General features: G+C 72.5%; 14 protein-coding genes. 4 read left to right on the top strand and 10 right to left on the bottom strand.

What is annotated here, in order from left to right; translation table 11 throughout:
* Positions 1–80: 80 nt before the first annotated feature.
* The 6 genes from hflX to miaA all read right to left on the bottom strand — a co-directional run bounded on the left by hflX (position 81) and on the right by miaA (position 8136).
* A complete protein-coding gene (gene hflX / locus ACZ4MU_RS24920; protein WP_467880557.1) occupies positions 81–1586 on the bottom strand; it encodes a GTPase HflX in 1506 nt (501 codons plus the stop codon).
* A 178-nt stretch (positions 1587–1764) separates the two neighbouring features.
* Positions 1765–3234: a M1 family metallopeptidase gene (locus ACZ4MU_RS24915; protein WP_467880554.1), complete on the bottom strand. Its 1470-nt coding sequence runs from the start codon at positions 3232–3234 to the stop codon at positions 1765–1767.
* A gap of 80 nt (positions 3235–3314) precedes the next feature.
* Complete coding sequence (locus tag ACZ4MU_RS24910; RefSeq protein WP_467880551.1) at positions 3315–5402, bottom strand: RelA/SpoT family protein; 2088 nt, start codon at positions 5400–5402, stop codon at positions 3315–3317.
* A gap of 140 nt (positions 5403–5542) precedes the next feature.
* The gene (gene dapF, locus ACZ4MU_RS24905; RefSeq protein ID WP_467880548.1) at positions 5543–6436 is read right to left on the bottom strand and encodes a diaminopimelate epimerase; all 894 of its coding nucleotides are present in this window, start codon (positions 6434–6436) and stop codon (positions 5543–5545) included.
* A gap of 70 nt (positions 6437–6506) precedes the next feature.
* Positions 6507–7091 carry a hypothetical protein gene (locus ACZ4MU_RS24900; protein ID WP_467880953.1) on the bottom strand — a complete coding sequence of 195 codons (585 nt, stop codon included), beginning with the start codon at positions 7089–7091 and terminating at the stop codon, positions 6507–6509.
* Positions 7092–7197: 106 nt separating this feature from the next.
* On the bottom strand, positions 7198–8136 hold the full coding sequence (miaA, locus tag ACZ4MU_RS24895; RefSeq protein WP_467880545.1) for a tRNA (adenosine(37)-N6)-dimethylallyltransferase MiaA: 939 nt from the start codon (positions 8134–8136) through the stop codon (positions 7198–7200).
* Positions 8137–8319: 183 nt separating this feature from the next.
* Between miaA and ACZ4MU_RS24890 the strand changes: the two genes are divergently transcribed.
* Positions 8320–8583, top strand: coding sequence for a hypothetical protein (locus ACZ4MU_RS24890; protein WP_467880543.1), 264 nt, complete (start codon positions 8320–8322; stop codon positions 8581–8583).
* A gap of 253 nt (positions 8584–8836) precedes the next feature.
* Here ACZ4MU_RS24890 and ACZ4MU_RS24885 read toward each other — a convergent pair whose 3' ends face one another.
* Together ACZ4MU_RS24885 and miaB are read right to left on the bottom strand one after the other, a co-directional pair.
* Positions 8837–9556 carry a class III extradiol dioxygenase subunit B-like domain-containing protein gene (locus ACZ4MU_RS24885; RefSeq protein WP_467880542.1) on the bottom strand — a complete coding sequence of 240 codons (720 nt, stop codon included), beginning with the start codon at positions 9554–9556 and terminating at the stop codon, positions 8837–8839.
* A 229-nt stretch (positions 9557–9785) separates the two neighbouring features.
* Positions 9786–11282: a tRNA (N6-isopentenyl adenosine(37)-C2)-methylthiotransferase MiaB gene (gene miaB, locus ACZ4MU_RS24880; RefSeq protein WP_467880539.1), complete on the bottom strand. Its 1497-nt coding sequence runs from the start codon at positions 11280–11282 to the stop codon at positions 9786–9788.
* 97 nt (positions 11283–11379) lie between these two features.
* Between miaB and ACZ4MU_RS24875 the strand changes: the two genes are divergently transcribed.
* On the top strand, positions 11380–12375 hold the full coding sequence (locus tag ACZ4MU_RS24875) for a TAXI family TRAP transporter solute-binding subunit (protein ID WP_467880536.1): 996 nt from the start codon (positions 11380–11382) through the stop codon (positions 12373–12375).
* A gap of 27 nt (positions 12376–12402) precedes the next feature.
* Here the strand turns inward: ACZ4MU_RS24875 and ACZ4MU_RS24870 are convergent, their stop codons facing one another.
* Positions 12403–13803, bottom strand: a complete 1401-nt coding sequence (locus ACZ4MU_RS24870) for a sensor histidine kinase (protein ID WP_467880534.1) — start codon at positions 13801–13803, stop codon at positions 12403–12405.
* Positions 13804–13818: 15 nt separating this feature from the next.
* Positions 13819–14523 carry a response regulator transcription factor gene (locus ACZ4MU_RS24865; RefSeq protein WP_467880532.1) on the bottom strand — a complete coding sequence of 235 codons (705 nt, stop codon included), beginning with the start codon at positions 14521–14523 and terminating at the stop codon, positions 13819–13821.
* Between the two features lie 252 nt (positions 14524–14775).
* Between ACZ4MU_RS24865 and ACZ4MU_RS24860 the strand changes: the two genes are divergently transcribed.
* Both ACZ4MU_RS24860 and ACZ4MU_RS24855 read left to right on the top strand, forming a co-directional pair.
* Positions 14776–15561 carry an amino acid ABC transporter ATP-binding protein gene (locus ACZ4MU_RS24860; RefSeq protein WP_467880530.1) on the top strand — a complete coding sequence of 262 codons (786 nt, stop codon included), beginning with the start codon at positions 14776–14778 and terminating at the stop codon, positions 15559–15561.
* A 98-nt stretch (positions 15562–15659) separates the two neighbouring features.
* The gene (locus ACZ4MU_RS24855) at positions 15660–16580 is read left to right on the top strand and encodes a glutamate ABC transporter substrate-binding protein (protein ID WP_467880527.1); all 921 of its coding nucleotides are present in this window, start codon (positions 15660–15662) and stop codon (positions 16578–16580) included.
* Positions 16581–16717 lie beyond the last annotated feature (137 nt).

Raw genomic sequence — 16717 nt, 5'->3', positions numbered from 1 at the left:
ACGGCCCGGCCCCTCGTGCGAGGGGCCGGGCCGTGTGGGTTGTGCGCGCGGGCCGGTCGGTGCCCGGCCCGCGCGCGCCGTCAGTGCTTGGCCGGGACGTACGGAGCGAGCTCCGCCGCCAGTACCTCGTGCACCCGCGCCTTGAGCAGCGTGCCCTCCGGGGTGTGCTCCTCGGAGATCACCTCGCCCTCGGCGTGCGCCCGCGAGATCAGCTGTCCCTGCGTGTACGGCACGAGGGCCTCGATCTCGACCTCGGGGCGCGGCAGTTCGGCGTCGATGATGCCGAGCAGCTGCTCGATGCCCATGCCCGTACGGGCGGAGACCGCGATGGAGTGCTTCTCGATCCGCAGCAGGCGCTGGAGGACCAGCGGGTCGGCCGCGTCCGCCTTGTTGATCACCACGATCTCGGGCACGTCGACCGCGCCCACGTCGCGGATGACCTCGCGCACGGCAGCCAGCTGCTCCTCCGGAGCCGGGTGCGAGCCGTCCACCACGTGCAGGATCAGGTCGGAGTCGCCGACCTCCTCCATGGTGGAACGGAACGCCTCGACCAGGTGGTGCGGCAGGTGCCGGACGAACCCGACGGTGTCGGCCAGGGTGTAGAGCCGTCCGCTGGGGGTCTCGGCCCGGCGCACGGTCGGGTCGAGGGTGGCGAACAGCGAGTTCTCCACCAGCACGCCCGCGCCCGTGAGGCGGTTGAGCAGCGAGGACTTGCCGGCGTTGGTGTAGCCCGCGATGGCGACCGAGGGGACCTTGTTGCGACGGCGCTCCTGGCGCTTGATGTCGCGGCCGGTCTTCATCTCCGCGATCTCCCGGCGCATCTTCGCCATCTTCTCGCGAATGCGGCGCCGGTCCGTCTCGATCTTGGTCTCACCGGGGCCACGGGTGGCCATGCCGCCGCCGGACGAACCGGAGCCGCCACCACCCATCTGCCGGGACAGCGACTGGCCCCAGCCGCGCAGCCTGGGCAGCATGTACTGCATCTGGGCCAGCGAGACCTGCGCCTTGCCCTCCCGGGACTTGGCGTGCTGGGCGAAGATGTCGAGGATCAGGGCGGTCCGGTCGACCACCTTGACCTTGACGACGTCTTCCAGATGGATCAGCTGGCCGGGGCTGAGCTCACCGTCGCAGACGACGGTGTCGGCGCCGGACTCCAGGACGATGTCCCGCAGCTCCTGCGCCTTGCCGGAACCGATGTAGGTGGCCGGGTCGGGCTTGTCACGACGCTGGTAGACGCCGTCGAGCACCATGGCGCCCGCCGTCTCGGCGAGGGCCGCGAGCTCCGCGAGCGAGTTCTCCGCGTCCTTGAGGGTCCCCGTGGTCCAGACGCCCACCAGCACCACGCGCTCCAGGCGCAGCTGGCGGTACTCGACCTCGGTGACGTCTTCCAGCTCGGTGGAGAGGCCCGCCACGCGCCGCAGAGCGGCGCGCTCGGAGCGGTCGAACTGCTCGCCGTCCCGCTCGCCGTCGATCTCGTGGCTCCAGGCGACGTCCTCTTCCATCAGGGCATCGGCCCGAAGGCTCTCGGTGCGGTTCTTCTCCGCGAAGCTCTGCTCGTCCTGGGAAGGGGATGAAGAGGAGGTCATTGGATCCTTACGTCGTTGGAATTGCGGTTGTGCCGGTCACAACGCGTAGTGGACCCGAAAGATTCCCGCACGGGGATCCGGCCCTGGCGGCGCCGCCGACCCGACGATGGTCGCACGGTGCCGCCGGGGCCGTCATCCCGGTTTTCCGGGGGTCCGCCGCCAGGCCTTGTCCGGCGCCCTAGGGGCGGGGCGCGGGCACACGCTCCGCGACCGGCGCGGCCGCGTGCCAATCCGGGTGCCCGGGCATCGCCGGCGTCTTCGTCCCGTACAGCCACTCCTGGAGGAACGGCGCCAGATCGCGTCCGGCGACCTCGGACGCCAGGCGGACGAAGTCGGCGGTGGTCGCCGTCCCGTCCCGGTGCTCGCTCACCCAGCGCCGCTCCACCTCGCCGAAGGCGGGCACCCCGATCTCCTGGCGCAGCGCGTACAGCGCCAGCGCGCTGCCGTCGTAGACGACCGGCCGGAAGATGCTGATCTTCTGCCCCGGAGCCGGCGGCCTGGGGGCGGCGGGCGGTCCGCCCGCGGCGCGCCAGCCGTCGGACTGACGGTAGGCCTCGCGCATCCGCGCCTCCATCGACCGGTTGCCGTGCTCCTGCGCGTACAGCGCCTCGTACCAGGTGGCGTGCCCCTCGTTGAGCCAGAGGTCGGACCACGCGCGCGGGGAGACGCTGTCGCCGAACCAGTGGTGCGCCAGCTCGTGGACCATCACCGAGTCCACGTACCACTCGGGGAAGCCCGGGCGGACGAAGAGCGAGCGCTCGAAGAGCGACAGCGTCTGCGTCTCCAGCTCGAACCCGGTGTCGGCGCCGGCGATGAGGACGCCGTACGTCTCGAAGGGGTACGGGCCGACCTGCTTCTCCATCCAGGTGATCTCGGCGGGCGTCTTGCGCAGCCAGCGTGCCAGCCGCTGCCGGTCGGCGGCCGGGACGACGTCGCGCAGGGGCAGCCCGTGCGGCCCCTCGTGGCGCACCACCGCGGAGCGGCCGATGGAGACCTGGGCGAGCTCGGTCGCCATCGGGTGTTCGGTGCGGTACGTGGAGACGACGCGGGCGCCCGTCCGCGTCCGGCCGGCCTCCAGCCCGTTGGCGACGACCGTGTACTCCTGGGGCGCGTCCACCCGGATGGTGAACATCGCCTTGTCGGAGGGGTGGTCGTTGCAGGGGAACACGCGGTGCGCGGCGTCGGCCTGGTTGGCCATGACGAGGCCGTCGGTGGTGCGCACCCAGCCGCCGTCCTCGCCCGCGCGCGGGTCGCTGGTGTGCCGGACGGTGATCCGCAGGTCCTCTCCCGGGTACACCGGGCGCGGCGGGGTGATCACCAGGTCCTCGTCGGCAGGGGCGAACTCGGCCTTCTCCCCGTTGACCTCGACGCTGTGGACGGTGCCGCGCGCGAAGTCCAGGTTGATGTGCTCCAGCCAGCCGGTGACGCGCGCGTCGATGGTGGTCACGGCCTCCAGCGGCTTGCTGTTGTCGCCCTGATAGGTGAATCCGATGTCGTACGCGAGGACGTCGTACCCGGGATTGCCCAGACGCGGGAAGAGCGGGTCGCCGATTCCGGCCGGGGTGGGCGGCGGCGGGGCGGCGGCCAGGACACAGGCGGCCGCGGCGGCCAGCAGAGCGGCACGCACACGGCGTGAGGAGAGCAGCATGCCCTACCGCTACCAGCCCGCCGCGCGAGGGCGGGGCCGACGCGCACCGCCTCCACCCGAACGAGCGTCGGCCCGCCGCCTCAGCCCGCCGCGGCCGGGTGCTGCGCGCGGCTCACGTCGTAGACCCCGGGCACGTCGCGCATCACACGCATCAGGGCGGGCAGTTCGGCCGCGTCGGCCAGCTGGAGGGTGTAGGTGTGCCGCACCCGCTGCTCGTTGGGCGGCTCCACGGTGGCGGAGACGATCGCGGCGCCCGCGGTGGCGATGGCCTCGGTGAGGTCGGCGAGCAACCGGGGGCGGCCGAACGCCTCGGCGACCAGCGTGACCCGGCAGGCGGCGGCGTCGCCCCAGCGCACCCCGACCCTGGCCCGGCCGAGGGTCGTCATCCGGTCCACCGCCGGGCACTCCTCGCGGTGCACGGTCACGGCGCCGCCGCGCACCGCGAAGCCGGTGACGGCGTCCGGCGGCACCGGCGTACAGCATCCCGCGAGCCGTACCGTCGCGCCCGGCAGGTCGGTGACGGCGTTGGCGGCGCTGCGCCGGTCGGTGGTGACGGACATCTGCGGGCGGGGCGCGGCCGCCGGGACCTTGACCCCCTCGGGGTGGGCGGCGAGCCAGCCGGTGATGGCGATCCGGGCGGCCGGGGTCCTGGCGTGGTCGAGCCAGTCCGGGGAGGGCCCGGAGGCGGCGTCCTGGGCGAGGAGCAGCTGCACGGTGTCGCCGTCGCTCAGGACCGTGCTGAGGGTCGCCAGACGGCCGTTGACGCGCGCGCCGATGCAGCCGTGGGCGTCCTCGCCGTACTGGGCGTACGCGGCGTCCACACAGCTCGCCCCGGCGGGCAGGACGAGGGTGCGGCCGTCGGCGCCGAAGACGGTGATCTCACGGTCCTGCGCGAGCTCCTCCCGCAGGGAGGACCAGAAGGTGTCGGGGTCCGGCGCGTTCTGCTGCCAGTCCAGGAGGCGGGAGAGCCAGCCGGGGCGGGTGGGGTCCTCGCGCTCGTCGGCCGCCGGGTCGGCGCCGTCGCCGGGCCCACCCCCCGCGTACGGATTGCCGAGCGCGATGACGCCGGCCTCGGCCACCTTGTGCATCTGGTGGGTGCGGATGAGGACCTCGGCGACCGCGCCGTCGGTGCTCGCCACCGCCGTGTGCAGCGACTGGTACAGGTTGAACTTGGGAGCGGCGATGAAGTCCTTGAACTCGGAGATCACCGGGGTGAAGCAGGTGTGCAGCTCGCCCAGGACCGCGTAGCAGTCGGCGTCCTCGGCAACCAGGACGAGCAGCCGGCCCAGGTCGGTGCCGCGCAGCTCCCCGCGTTTGAGCTGGACGCGGTGGACGGAGACGAAGTGCCGTGGCCTGATCATGACTTCGGCACTGATGCCCGCCTCGCGCAGGACGGCCCGGACGCCGTCCGCGATGGTGGTCAGCGGGTCCTCGGTGCCCGAGTTGGCGGCGATCAGCGCGCGCGTGCGTTCGTACTCCTCGGGGTGGAGGATGGCGAAGACCAGATCCTCCAGTTCGGTCTTGAGGGCCTGCACGCCCAGCCGTTCGGCCAGCGGGATCAGCACGTCGCGGGTGACCTTCGCGATCCTCGCCTGCTTCTCCGGGCGCATCACGCCCAGGGTGCGCATGTTGTGCAGCCGGTCCGCGAGTTTGATCGACATCACGCGGACGTCGTTGCCGGTGGCGACGAGCATCTTGCGGAACGTCTCGGGCTCGGCCGCCGCCCCGTAGTCGACCTTCTCCAACTTGGTGACGCCGTCGACCAGATAGGTGACTTCCTCGCCGAACTCCGCGCGGACCTGATCGAGCGTCACCTCGGTGTCCTCGACGGTGTCGTGCAGCAGCGAGGCGGTCAACGTGGTCGTCTCGGCACCGAGTTCGGCGAGGATCAGGGTGACGGCCAGCGGATGGGTGATGTACGGCTCGCCGCTCTTGCGGAACTGGCCGCGGTGGGACGTTTCCGCCAGGACGTACGCACGCCGCAGCACCGCGAGGTCGGCGTCGGGGTGGTGGGCCCGGTGCGCCTCGGCGACGTGCCCGATGGCGTCGGGCAGCCGGTCACGGGATGCGGGGCCCAGCAGGGCGGCCCGGCCCAGCCTGCGGAGGTCGATCCTGGGGAGGCCGCGTCGGCGACTGTGCGCGTCAGGATTCGTGGCCTCTGCACTCATGGGGGCACCTCCGGCAGCATCGACCGGCGGTGGAAAGGCAGGCGTGCCCTCCGGGCCGGTGCTTGATGCTACCGACCCCACCACGTGGCGCAGTCCGGCTCTCGCCCAGCGTGAACCGGATCACCCATTCGAGCGAAGGTTCAGGCCACAGCCGTTTCAACCGTGGCGAGGAGCACCGGGTCGATCACGCCTTCCGCGACGATCACGGCCGGCCCGGTCATCTCGATCCCGCCGTCGGGGAACTCCGTGATGGTCAGAGTCCCGCCCGGCAGATCGACCCGGTACGTCACGGGGGCGCCGGTGACGGCGGGGTCGGCGCCGTCCCTGCGCGCGGCCGCCACGGCCACCGCGCACGCGCCCGTGCCGCACGAGCGGGTCTCGCCTGAGCCGCGCTCGTACACCCGCATCGCCACGTGGCCGGGGCCCCGGTCGACGACGAACTCGATGTTCACGCCCTCCGGGTAGACGGCGGCCGGGCTGTAGGGCGGCACCGAGCGCAGCTCGCCCGCGTGGGCGAGGTCCTCGACGAAGGCGACCGCGTGGGGGTTGCCCATGTTGACGTTGCGGGCGGCCCAGCTGCGGCCGTCCACCTCCACGGTGACGCTCTCCTCGGGCAGCCGTGCGCGGCCCATGGAGACCGTGATGTCGCCGCCCTTGGCGATGTGGACCCTCTTGACCCCGCCCCGGGTGGCGATCGAGAGGTCGCCCCGCTCGACGAGTCCGGCACGCCGGAGGTAGCCGGCGAAGACCCGCACGCCGTTGCCGCACATCTCGGCGATCGACCCGTCCGCGTTGCGGTAGTCCATGAACCACTCGGCCTCGCCCGCCATGTCCCTCGCCTCGGGGTGGGCGGCGCTGCGCACGACGTGGAGCAGCCCGTCGCCGCCGATGCCGGCCCGGCGGTCGCACAGGCGCGCGACGGTGGCGGCGGGCAGGTCGACCGCGTTGTCCGGGTCCGGGAGGATCACGAAGTCGTTCTCGGTCCCGTGGCCCTTGAGGAAGGTGAGAGGCGAGGTGGTGTTCACGCCGCCCATCGTACGGGGGACCTCGGACAACGGGCCGGGCGCCGGGGAGACGGGCCCGGGGCGGGAGCGCGGTGGCGTTTCAGCGCAGCCGGGCGACGCGCCAGACGGCCAGGGCCACGACCACGGCCAGGCCCGCCACGTACAGCCCGATGACACGCCAGTCGGGGCGCTCGCCGGAGCCGCGCACGGGCAGCCCCGGCCAGGTGTAGCCCACCCGGCGGGCGGCCATCATGCCCCAGCCGGCGGCGCAGCAGCTGATCAGGAGGCCGAGCATGGCCACGACCGGACCGCCGTCGCCGAACTCGAAGGCGAGCGGGAAGGCGAACATCAGCGAGCCCATGGCCGCGAGCACCACGATCGGCGCGAGCTGCCAGATCCGCAGCCTGCGCTGCGGACGGATCTCGACCTCGACCTCGCCGCCCTCGGCGAGCACACCGTCGTCCTGCGGTCCGTCGGGGGTGAGCCCCAGGGCGCCCGGGACGGTCGGGCCCAGGGCACCGACGCTCAGCTCGGCGGGGCTCGGCTCCGGGGCGTCGCCGTGGGCGGGTTCCCGTCCGGCGTCGCTCACGTCCGGCCCTTCCGACACTGCCGTCACTTCCGAAGGGCCCGGTCGCGCGGACTCGTCCCGCGTTCCGTGCTCTCTGTCGCGAGGGCCGGCCTCCATCGCCACGCGCCCTCCCCACTCGGACTCCACTGGTCGATCGAGGTCGATGATGGCACGCGCGCGGGTGCCTCAATGACCGGCGGTGCGTCCCGATGCCATCACGTGATCAGGCTGTAACCGCTCGTTCGACCAACGTCAGCGCCTGCCGCGGGAGTTCCCCGCGGTGCTCGGCGGCGCCGCTGAGCCAGTGCACACGCGGGTCCCTGCGGAACCAGGAGTCCTGGCGGCGCGCGAAGCGCTTGGTGGCGCGGACCGTCTCGGCGCGCGCCTCCTCCTCGCTGCACTCCCCCGCGAGCGCCGTGAGCACCTGCTGGTAGCCCAGCGCGCGCGAGGCGGTGCGTCCCTCCCGCAGTCCCTTGGCCTCCAGCGCGCGCACCTCGTCCACCAGGCCCGCCTCCCACATCCGGTCGACCCGGACGGTGATCCGCTCGTCGAGCTCGGGACGGCCCACGTCGACACCGATCTGCACGGTGTCGTACACCGAGTCGTGGCCCGGCAGGTTGGCCGTGAACGGCTTGCCGGTGATCTCGATGACCTCCAGGGCCCGCACGATCCTGCGGCCGTTGCTGGGCAGGATCGCGCGCGCGGCCTCGGGGTCGGCCTCGGCGAGGAGCCGGTGGAGCGCGCCCGGCCCGTCCTGCTCCAGCTCGCGCTCCAGCCGCGCCCGTACCTCGGGGTCGGTGCCGGGGAAGTCGAGCGCGTCGATCGCGCCGCGCACATAGAGGCCGGAGCCGCCCACCAGGACGGGGGTGCGGCCCTCGGCGAGCAGCCGGTCGATCTCGGCGCGGGCGAGCCTCTGGTACTCGGCGACGCTGGCGGGCTCGGTCACGTCCCAGATGTCCAGGAGGTGGTGGGGCACACCGCCGCGCTCCTGCGGCGTCAGCTTGGCGGTGCCGATGTCCATCCCCCGGTAGAGCTGCATCGAGTCGGCGTTGACGACTTCGCCGCCGAGCTGCTGGGCCAGGAAGACACCCAGATCGGACTTTCCGGCCGCTGTCGGACCGACGACGGCGATGACCCGCGGTGCGGGAGCTGCAGTTCTCACGGTCACAGTCTCGCAAACCTCGGCCGCCGTCCCCGAACGAGCTACGTGACGTGGCGCATCCGGGTTCGTTGCCTGTTGCGAGGTTCCGACCGCCGGTCTGCCGAACCGGTGCCCCCGGCCGCCGCAATGAGGCGCTCCGGATGGGGTGGGATTTCGCCCACACGAGTACGCTATGGAGTTGATATGGGCGTTTTTTCGAGGTTTCGCCGTAAGGCGGTAGAGGCGTCGACCGAGGAGGCCGCGTCCGCCACCAGGAAGGCCGAGGCCGAGGAGGCCGTCGAGGCCGGGCCGGAGGCCACCACTTCCACGGACAAGCCCGAGCCCGCCGCGGAGGCCGCGCCGGCGGACACGGCCGAACCGTCCGCCGCCGAGGGCATGGAGATCCCCAAGCAGCAGTCGGCGGAGGAGGCGGCGGACAACGAGGCGGGCGAGAGCGCCCGGAAATAGCGTGGCGTACGAGGACGGCGGCGGCATCCCGCCCCCGTCGCCCTGACCGCCTCGGGGACGGCCGTGGAGCAGTCGCGCTCCACGGCCGTCCCCGTGTGCGCCCCATGACGGCGCGCCCTCGTCGGGGAACCCGCTCGGTGCCGCTCGCCGCTCTGGTCACGCGTCTCCGTGTGGCCCCCGCACAGGCCACGCGCGGCCCCGGCACGGGCGCCCGCGCCGGTGCGGCCCTCGTCCGAGCATCCGCGTCCCGCCCTCAGGACCAGACGGCCACGAAGTACCCCACCCCGTACGGCGCGTCCTCGTACAGCAGGCGGCCCTCCAGTCCCGCGTCTTCGGCGGCGCCCGCCAGCACCTGCCAGGGGGCCCGGCCCGCCGCCTTCAGCTCGTACGCGAGTTCCGCGTCCAGCTCCAGCAGCGTGCGCGTGTCGGCGGTGCCCAGCGCGTTCGCCACGCCCTCGTCGAAGGCCGCGGCGCGCTCGTCGAGGTAGCCGGGGGCCTTCAGGGTGCGACAGGCGCTGCCGTCGCCCATCACCAGGAGGGCGACGCGGTCGGCCCGGGCGGGCAGGCCCCGGCCCACGTCGGCGCAGCGCGCGGCCTCCAGGGGCTCACCGACCCCGAGGCCCTCGACCGGGGCGTCCGACCAGCCGGCGCGTTCCAGCAGCCACGCGCCCACGGCGAGGGAGGGCGGCAGTTCGCGCGCGTTGCCGTCCGGTTCGCCCGGCGCGGGGCCGAGCGTCACGCGCAGGTCCACACCGAAGGGCGCGAAGGACCCGGGCGCGCCCTGGAGGTGCGGGCCGCGGGCCGCCTGCTCGGCGGGGCCGACCACGACCAGCAGATCGGGCCGGGAGGCGGCCAGCAGGCCCACGGCGTCGGCGCAGGCGTCCCGCGCGGCATCGAGTTCCGGCGCGGCGCCGGAGGCGACCGCGGGCACCAGCAGCGGCGGACAGGGGCAGACGGCGGCGGCTACGAGCATGATCCGCAGCGTAGTGGGTGGGTCCGGCCGCGGCCCCGCACGGGCACCGCGAACCGGCCACGCGTGGGCGGGCGCGCGGCAGCCGCCTCGTACGGCGTTTTCGGCTCGAACGGCGGCTTCGGCTCGAAACGGCCACACGCGCGCGGCCGGGCCGCCCGCCCCCGGCGCCGCCACGCGCGCGTGGCGGCGCCGGGGACGAACAGCCGCGCTACGCGCGCGTGGACCCGCGTCAGACGACGCTGCACCCGCCCGTCGCGGCCGGCAGCGGCTCGGGGACGCCGATCTTCGGCAGGCCGAGCAGGACTCCGGCGGGCTGGGCGGGGGCCGCGTTGCGCTTCTCCCAGGCGTCGCCCGCGCGGGTGCGGCGCACCGCGGTGGTGGGGCCCTCCGCCAGCAGGTGGTGCGGGGCGGCGTAGGTGATCTCGACGGTCACCACGTCTCCCGGGCGCACGTCCTGCTCCGGCTTGGTGAAGTGCACCAGACGGTTGTCGGGGGCGCGGCCGGAGAGGCGGTGGGTGCTGCCGTCCTTGCGGCCCTCGCCCTCGGCGACCATGACCTCCAGGGTGCGGCCGACCTGCTTCTTGTTCTCCTCCCAGGAGATCTCCTCCTGGAGGGCGACCAGACGCTCGTAACGCGCCTGCACGACCTCCTTGGGGATCTGCCCCTCCATGGTCGCCGCGGGGGTGCCGGGGCGCTTGGAGTACTGGAAGGTGAAGGCGTTCGCGAAACGGGCCTCGCGGACGGTGTGCAGGGTCTGCTCGAAGTCCTCCTCGGTCTCGCCGGGGAAGCCCACGATGATGTCCGTGGAGATGGCCGCGTGCGGGATGGCGGCGCGGACCTTCTCGATGATCCCCAGGAAGCGCTCCTGGCGGTAGGAGCGGCGCATCGCCTTCAGGACGGTGTCCGAGCCGGACTGGAGCGGCATGTGCAGCTGCGGCATCACGTTCGGCGTCTCGGCCATCGCGGCGATGACGTCGTCCGTGAAGTCGCGCGGATGGGGCGAGGTGAAGCGGACCCGCTCCAGGCCCTCGATCTTCCCGCAGGCGCGCAGCAGCTTGGAGAAGGCCTCGCGGTCGCCGATGTCCGAGCCGTACGCGTTGACGTTCTGGCCGAGCAGGGTGATCTCGCTGACGCCCTCGGCGACCAGCGCCTCGACCTCGGCGAGGATGTCGCCGGGACGGCGGTCCTTCTCCTTGCCGCGCAGCGCGGGGACGATGCAGAAGGTGCAGGTGTTGTTGCAGCCCACGGAGATGGAGACCCAGGCCGCGTACGCGGACTCGCGCCGGGTCGGCAGCGTCGAGGGGAACGCCTCCAGCGACTCGGCGATCTCGACCTGCGCCTCTTCCTGGATACGGGCGCGTTCGAGGAGCACCGGCAGCTTGCCGATGTTGTGCGTGCCGAACACGACGTCCACCCAGGGCGCCCGCTCGACGATGGTGTCGCGGTCCTTCTGGGCCAGGCAGCCGCCGACGGCGATCTGCATCCCGGGCCGCTTCGTCTTCATCGGGGCGAGCCGGCCGAGATTGCCGTACAGCTTGTTGTCGGCGTTCTCGCGCACCGCGCAGGTGTTGAAGACGACGACGTCCGCGTCCCCGTCGCTGCCCTCGGGCGCGCGGACGTACCCCGCGCCCTCCAGGAGGCCGGACAGCCGCTCGGAGTCGTGCACGTTCATCTGGCACCCGTAGGTGCGCACCTCGTACGTTTTCAAACCCTCTACCTCGCTCATCTCGTACACCAGGGTACGAGGTCGCACCGACAGACCGTTCCGCCTTCGCCGACCCCGGGCCTGGTCATCACGGGGAGTGAGCTGGCAGGATCGCGCCATGCTCCAGGCCCTCCCCCGCGTCAGCCGCCGCCGTGCCCTCCAGGGGGCGGTCGCGGCCCTGGTGGCGTTCGGGCTGCTGCTGTGGTGGCTGCTGTCGCTGGGAGCCTCGCGGCCCTCGGGGACGATCACGTTCAGTACTGGCGTGCGGACCGGCGTGTACCAGCGGTACGGCGAGCTGCTGGAGCGGGCGCTCGCCGACGACCTGCCCGAGGTGGACGTCCGGCTCCAGACCAGCGAGGGGTCGCAGCAGAACCTCAAGCGGGTGGCCACCGGCCGGGCGGACTTCACCATCGCGACCGCCGACGCGGTCGCCAAGTACCTGCGCGACGGCTCCACGGGCGCCGACCGGCTGCGCGGCTGCGCCCGGCTCTACGACGACTACGTCCAGCTCGTGGTGCCCCGCGACTCCGCCGTGCGCACCACGGCCGACCTGCGCTCCAGGCGCGTCGGCATAGGACAGCCGGGGTCGGGCGTGCGGCTGCTCGCGGAGCGGCTGATGACCGCGGCCAAGCTGGATCCGGCCCATGACATCACCCCGGTGTCGGCGGGCATCGACACCATGCCGGAGCTGCTGCGGACCGGGAAGATCGACGCGTTCTTCTGGTCGGGCGGCCTGCCCACCACCGCGGTGCTGCGGCTCTCCGAGCAGGACCAGATCCGTCTCGTACCGCTGGGGGACCTGGTCCCCGCGCTGCACGCCGCGGACGGCCTGACCGGTTTCTACCGGGCGGCGACCATGCCCGCCGACGCCTATCCGCAGGCGCAGCGGGGCGTTGCCGTGCCGACCATCGCCGTGGCGAACCTGCTGGTCACCACGGACCGTACGGACCGGGGCCTGACCGAGGAGTTCACCCACACGGTGATCCGCAGCCGGGACGCCATCGGCCGCGAGGTGCACGCCGCGCAGCTGGTGGACCTGCGTACCGCGATCTACACGGAACCGCTGCCGCTGCACGAGGGCGCCCGGCGCTACTACCTGTCGACCAAGCCCTGAACCGGGCCGTGGGACCGGGCCGTGCCCTCAGCCCGTCGGTGAGGTCCGCGGCACCCTGAGCGTCACCCGCAGGCCGTGCGGCGCGTGGTGGGCGTACGTGATGGCGCCGCCGCCCGCCGCCAGCAGGGTCCGCGCGATGGACAGGCCCAGGCCCGAGCCCTTGACGTTCTGGTGCCGGCCCGCGCGCCAGAAGCGGTCCCCGACCCGGCTCAGCTCGTCGTCGGTCAGACCGGGGCCGCGGTCGGTGACGGTGATCTTCGAGTGGTCACCGTCGGCGGCGACGGCGACCGTGACCTCCTCACCCTCGGGGGTGAACTTCAGCGCGTTGTCGATGACGGCGTCCAGGGCGCTGGAGAGGGCCACCGGGTCCGCCCAGGCGGTGACGGCGGCCCGCTGCCCGGTGAGCCGCACGCCCTTGTCCTCGGCGAGCGGACGCCAGGCCGCCACCCGCTCGTCCGCCAGGGCGCCGATGTCGGTGAGGCGCAGGTCCGCCTCGGTGTGCTCGGCCAGCGCCAGGCCCAGCAGGTCGTCGAGGACCTGGGCCAGGCGCTTGCCCTCGGTGCGCACCGAGGCGATCTCCTCGTTTCCCTCGGGCAGTTCGAGGGCGAGGAGCTCGATGCGCAGCAGCAGGGCGGAGAGCGGGTTGCGCAACTGGTGGGAGGCGTCGGCGACGAAGGCGCGCTGCTGCTCCAGCACGTCCTCGACGTTGTCCGCCATCTCATTGAACGACCGGGCCAGCCTCCTGAGTTCCGGGGGCCCGCCGGCGGCCGCGACCCGTGACTTCATGCGCCCGGTCGCGATGTCGTGGGTGGCCGCGTCCAGAACGCGTACGGGCCGCAGCACCCAGCTGGTGAGCCGGAAGGCCGCGCCGACCGCGAGCAGCATCGCCGCCACCTCGCCGGCCGCGATCAGCAGCCAGCCGCGCAGCACCGCCGAACGCATGTGCCCGGTGGGCGAGTCGGTGACCACCACGGCGATCACATCGCCCTCGCGCACCACCGGGGAGGCCACCACGAGCCGCCCGCGCTGCCAGGGCCAGACCTGGGGCGGATCGTGGCTCCTGCGGCCCGCCAGCGCCTCTTGGAAGGCGTCACCGCCCTTGCTGTCGTCCGGCACGCCCCAGCCCGTGGGGGCGCTCGCCATGGCGACGCCGTTGCGGAAGAAGACGCCCGCGCGGATCCCGTACAGCTCGTGGTAGCGGGCGAGTTCCTCCTCCAGGGTGTCCAGGCGCTCCTTGCTGCTGGTGTCCTTGTCGTCGGCGGCGGTGACGAACTGGGCGAGCGCGGCGAAGCGCGCGGTGTCGTCGATCCGGTCGACGACGACCTTCTGCTGCTGCGCGGAGGCCACGCTGATCGCGAGCGGGAAGCCCAGCGCCACCAGGACGAGGGCGAGCAGGAAGATCAGCAGCGGCAGGAGTCGCGTACGCACCTGGGGTGTCGGGCCTTACAGCGCGGCCGGGGCGACGAGCCGGTATCCGACGCCGCGCACGGTCTCGATCAGGGCGGGCATCCGCAGCTTGGAGCGCAGCGAGGCGACGTGCACCTCCAGGGTGCGCCCCGTGCCCTCCCAACTGGTCCGCCACACCTCGCTGATGATCTGCTCGCGCCGGAAGACCACTCCGGGCCGCTGGGCGAGGAGCGCGAGGAGGTCGAACTCCTTGCGGGTGAGCTGGACACTCTCACCGGCGACGGTGACGCGCCGGGTGGGCAGCTCGATCTCCACGGGCCCGAGCCGCAGGGCGACCGCGGGGATCGCCCCGCTGTCCTCGCCCGCGGTGGTGCGGCGGCTGACGGCGTGGATACGCGCCAGCAGCTCCCCGGTGTCGTAGGGCTTGACCACGTAGTCGTCCGCGCCGAGGTTGAGGCCGTGGATGCGCGAGCGCACGTCCGCGCGCGCGGTGACCATGATCACCGGCGTGGCGGTCCGCTTGCGGATCTTCCCGCAGACTTCGTAGCCGTCCTGGTCGGGCAGTCCGAGGTCGAGCAGGACGACACCGAAGGGCTCCTTGGGGGCGCGGTCGTCGGGCAGCAGCGCCCGCAGCGCCTCCTCGCCGTTGCGCGCGTGCACGACGGCGAAGCCGTGTCTGGCGAGCACGGCGGACAGGGCCGCGGCGACGTGGTCGTCGTCCTCGACGAGCAGCAGTCTCATCGTCCCCCTTCCGTAGTCGTCGCCAGGCATGTACTCCCGCATCCACGCCCATGCCGCGGGGGTGCGTCAAGGGGACACCCACCGGAGCGCGGCATCCGTTACGGAGCCGGTATTGCGCCGTGCGCCCCCTTCACGGAGAGTGCCACCCCGCTACCGGATCGTGATGCTCAATTCTCGCTCAGATGTAATGACGCTGGTCGTAGCGGCGCACTACGTTCCTCCCCAACCGAGGAAGAGCGGAGCTGGAAGCCGATGAGCGGAGTATCAGTGACCAAGGACGTCCAGGACGCGGCACCCGCGTCGGGCGACCTGGTCGTGCTGAGCGGCGTCAACAAGCACTTCGGCGCGCTGCACGTGCTCCAGGACATCGACCTGACGATCGCGCGCGGCGAGGTCGTGGTCGTGATCGGGCCGTCGGGGTCCGGGAAGTCCACGCTGTGCCGCACCATCAACCGCCTGGAGACCATCGACTCCGGGGCGATCACCATCGACGGGAAGCCGCTGCCCCAGGAGGGCCGCGAACTGGCCCGGCTCCGCGCCGACGTCGGCATGGTCTTCCAGTCGTTCAACCTCTTCGCGCACAAGACCGTGCTGGAGAACGTCATGCTGGGCCAGACCAAGGTCCGCGGGACGGAGAAGAAGCGGGCCGAGGAGAAGGGCCGCGCCCTGCTCGACCGGGTCGGCGTGGGCAGCCAGGCCGACAAGTACCCGGCGCAGCTGTCCGGCGGACAGCAGCAGCGCGTCGCCATCGCGCGCGCGTTGGCGATGGACCCGAAGGTCATGCTCTTCGACGAGCCGACCTCCGCGCTCGACCCGGAAATGATCAACGAGGTCCTCGAGGTCATGCAGCAGCTGGCGCGCGACGGCATGACGATGGTCGTCGTCACCCACGAGATGGGCTTCGCCCGCTCCGCCGCCAACCGCGTCGTCTTCATGGCCGACGGCAGGATCGTCGAAGAGGCCGCGCCCGACCAGTTCTTCAGCAACCCGCGCAGCGACCGGGCCAAGGACTTCCTGTCGAAGATCCTTCACCACTGAGGCCGGCGAGGACCGGGAGCGGCCGCCGCGCGCCGCTCCTCCCCGACGGGCCGACGGCCCCCCATCTGAGCGATTCAAGCGATACGAGGGATGTTCACATGAAGCTCCGCCAGTCCGCCGCCTTCGCGGCGATCGCTGTGCTCGCGCTGACCGCGACCGCCTGTGGCGGCAAGTCGGGTTCCGCGGGCGACAAGCAGGCCGCCAAGCCCGGCCAGTCGGGCGCCCCGCAGCTGCCCACGTACACCGTCGCCAAGGACGTCGCCCTCGACTCCCCGACGTTCAAGTCCGCCAAGGCGCGCGGCAAGCTCATCATCGGCGCCAAGGCCGACCAGCCCTACCTGGGCTTCCAGGACCAGGCGACCAACGAGCGCTCCGGCTTCGACATCGAGCTCGCCAAGATGATCGCCGCCGACCTGGGCTTCTCCAAGGACCAGATCGAGTGGAAGACGGTCGACTCCGGCGTCCGGGAGACCGCGATCTCCAAGGGCCAGGTCGACTACTACGTCGGCACCTACACGATCAACGACAAGCGCAAGAAGCTCGTCGGCTTCGCGGGCCCGTACTACAAGGCCGGCGCCGACCTGCTGGTCCGCAAGGACGAGACGGCGATCACCGACAAGAACACGGTCAAGGGCAAGAAGGTCTGCTCGATCGTCGGCTCCACCCCGCTCCAGGAGATCAAGAAGCCGGAGTACGGCGCGAAGGTCGTCGAGCTCGCCAAGTACTCGGACTGCGTCCAGCAGCTGCTGACCAAGCAGGTCGACGCGGTCACCACCGACGACTCCATCCTCAAGGGCTACGCGGCCGCCAACTCCGGCAAGCTCAAGGTGACCGGCCACCCCTTCACGCAGGAGCCGTACGGCATCGGCATGAACAAGGACGACAAGGCGCTGCGGGACTTCGTCAACGACGCGATCGAGAAGCACGTCAAGGACGGCACCTACAAGAAGATCTACGAGGCGACGCTCGGCCTGTCCGGCGCCGGCTACGTCGACCCGCCGGCCGTCCAGCGCTACTGATCCGCTGCCACCCGTCCGGGTGGCACCGCGTCGGCGCGGCGACCGCGCCGCCGCCGACCCAGCCGGCCGAGCCGCCCTCCACGCGCGCGTGGAGGGCGCTCCCGGCCCTGCCCGCCAGCCGCCCGCCGACGCGGAGA

This window comes from Streptomyces sp. NPDC026377, assembly GCF_055567715.1.
Note: the sequence above shows the minus strand (reverse complement) of the source record. Positions and strands in the feature narration are given on the sequence as shown.

Bases quoted from the DNA above. Each gene is read 5' to 3' on its own strand.
- ACZ4MU_RS24910 (WP_467880551.1), bottom strand. From the start codon at position 5,402: ATGAGTGCAGAGGCCACGAATCCTGACGCGCACAGTCGCCGACGCGGC.
- hflX (WP_467880557.1), bottom strand. From the start codon at position 1,586: ATGACCTCCTCTTCATCCCCTTCCCAGGACGAGCAGAGCTTCGCGGAG.
- ACZ4MU_RS24915 (WP_467880554.1), bottom strand. From the start codon at position 3,234: ATGCTGCTCTCCTCACGCCGTGTGCGTGCCGCTCTGCTGGCCGCCGCG.
- ACZ4MU_RS24890 (WP_467880543.1), top strand. From the start codon at position 8,320: ATGGGCGTTTTTTCGAGGTTTCGCCGTAAGGCGGTAGAGGCGTCGACC.
- ACZ4MU_RS24860 (WP_467880530.1), top strand. From the start codon at position 14,776: ATGAGCGGAGTATCAGTGACCAAGGACGTCCAGGACGCGGCACCCGCG.
- ACZ4MU_RS24885 (WP_467880542.1), bottom strand. From the start codon at position 9,556: ATGCTCGTAGCCGCCGCCGTCTGCCCCTGTCCGCCGCTGCTGGTGCCC.
- ACZ4MU_RS24855 (WP_467880527.1), top strand. From the start codon at position 15,660: ATGAAGCTCCGCCAGTCCGCCGCCTTCGCGGCGATCGCTGTGCTCGCG.
- dapF (WP_467880548.1), bottom strand. From the start codon at position 6,436: ATGGGCGGCGTGAACACCACCTCGCCTCTCACCTTCCTCAAGGGCCAC.
- ACZ4MU_RS24875 (WP_467880536.1), top strand. From the start codon at position 11,380: ATGCTCCAGGCCCTCCCCCGCGTCAGCCGCCGCCGTGCCCTCCAGGGG.
- miaB (WP_467880539.1), bottom strand. From the start codon at position 11,282: ATGAGCGAGGTAGAGGGTTTGAAAACGTACGAGGTGCGCACCTACGGG.
- ACZ4MU_RS24900 (WP_467880953.1), bottom strand. From the start codon at position 7,091: ATGGAGGCCGGCCCTCGCGACAGAGAGCACGGAACGCGGGACGAGTCC.
- ACZ4MU_RS24865 (WP_467880532.1), bottom strand. From the start codon at position 14,523: ATGAGACTGCTGCTCGTCGAGGACGACGACCACGTCGCCGCGGCCCTG.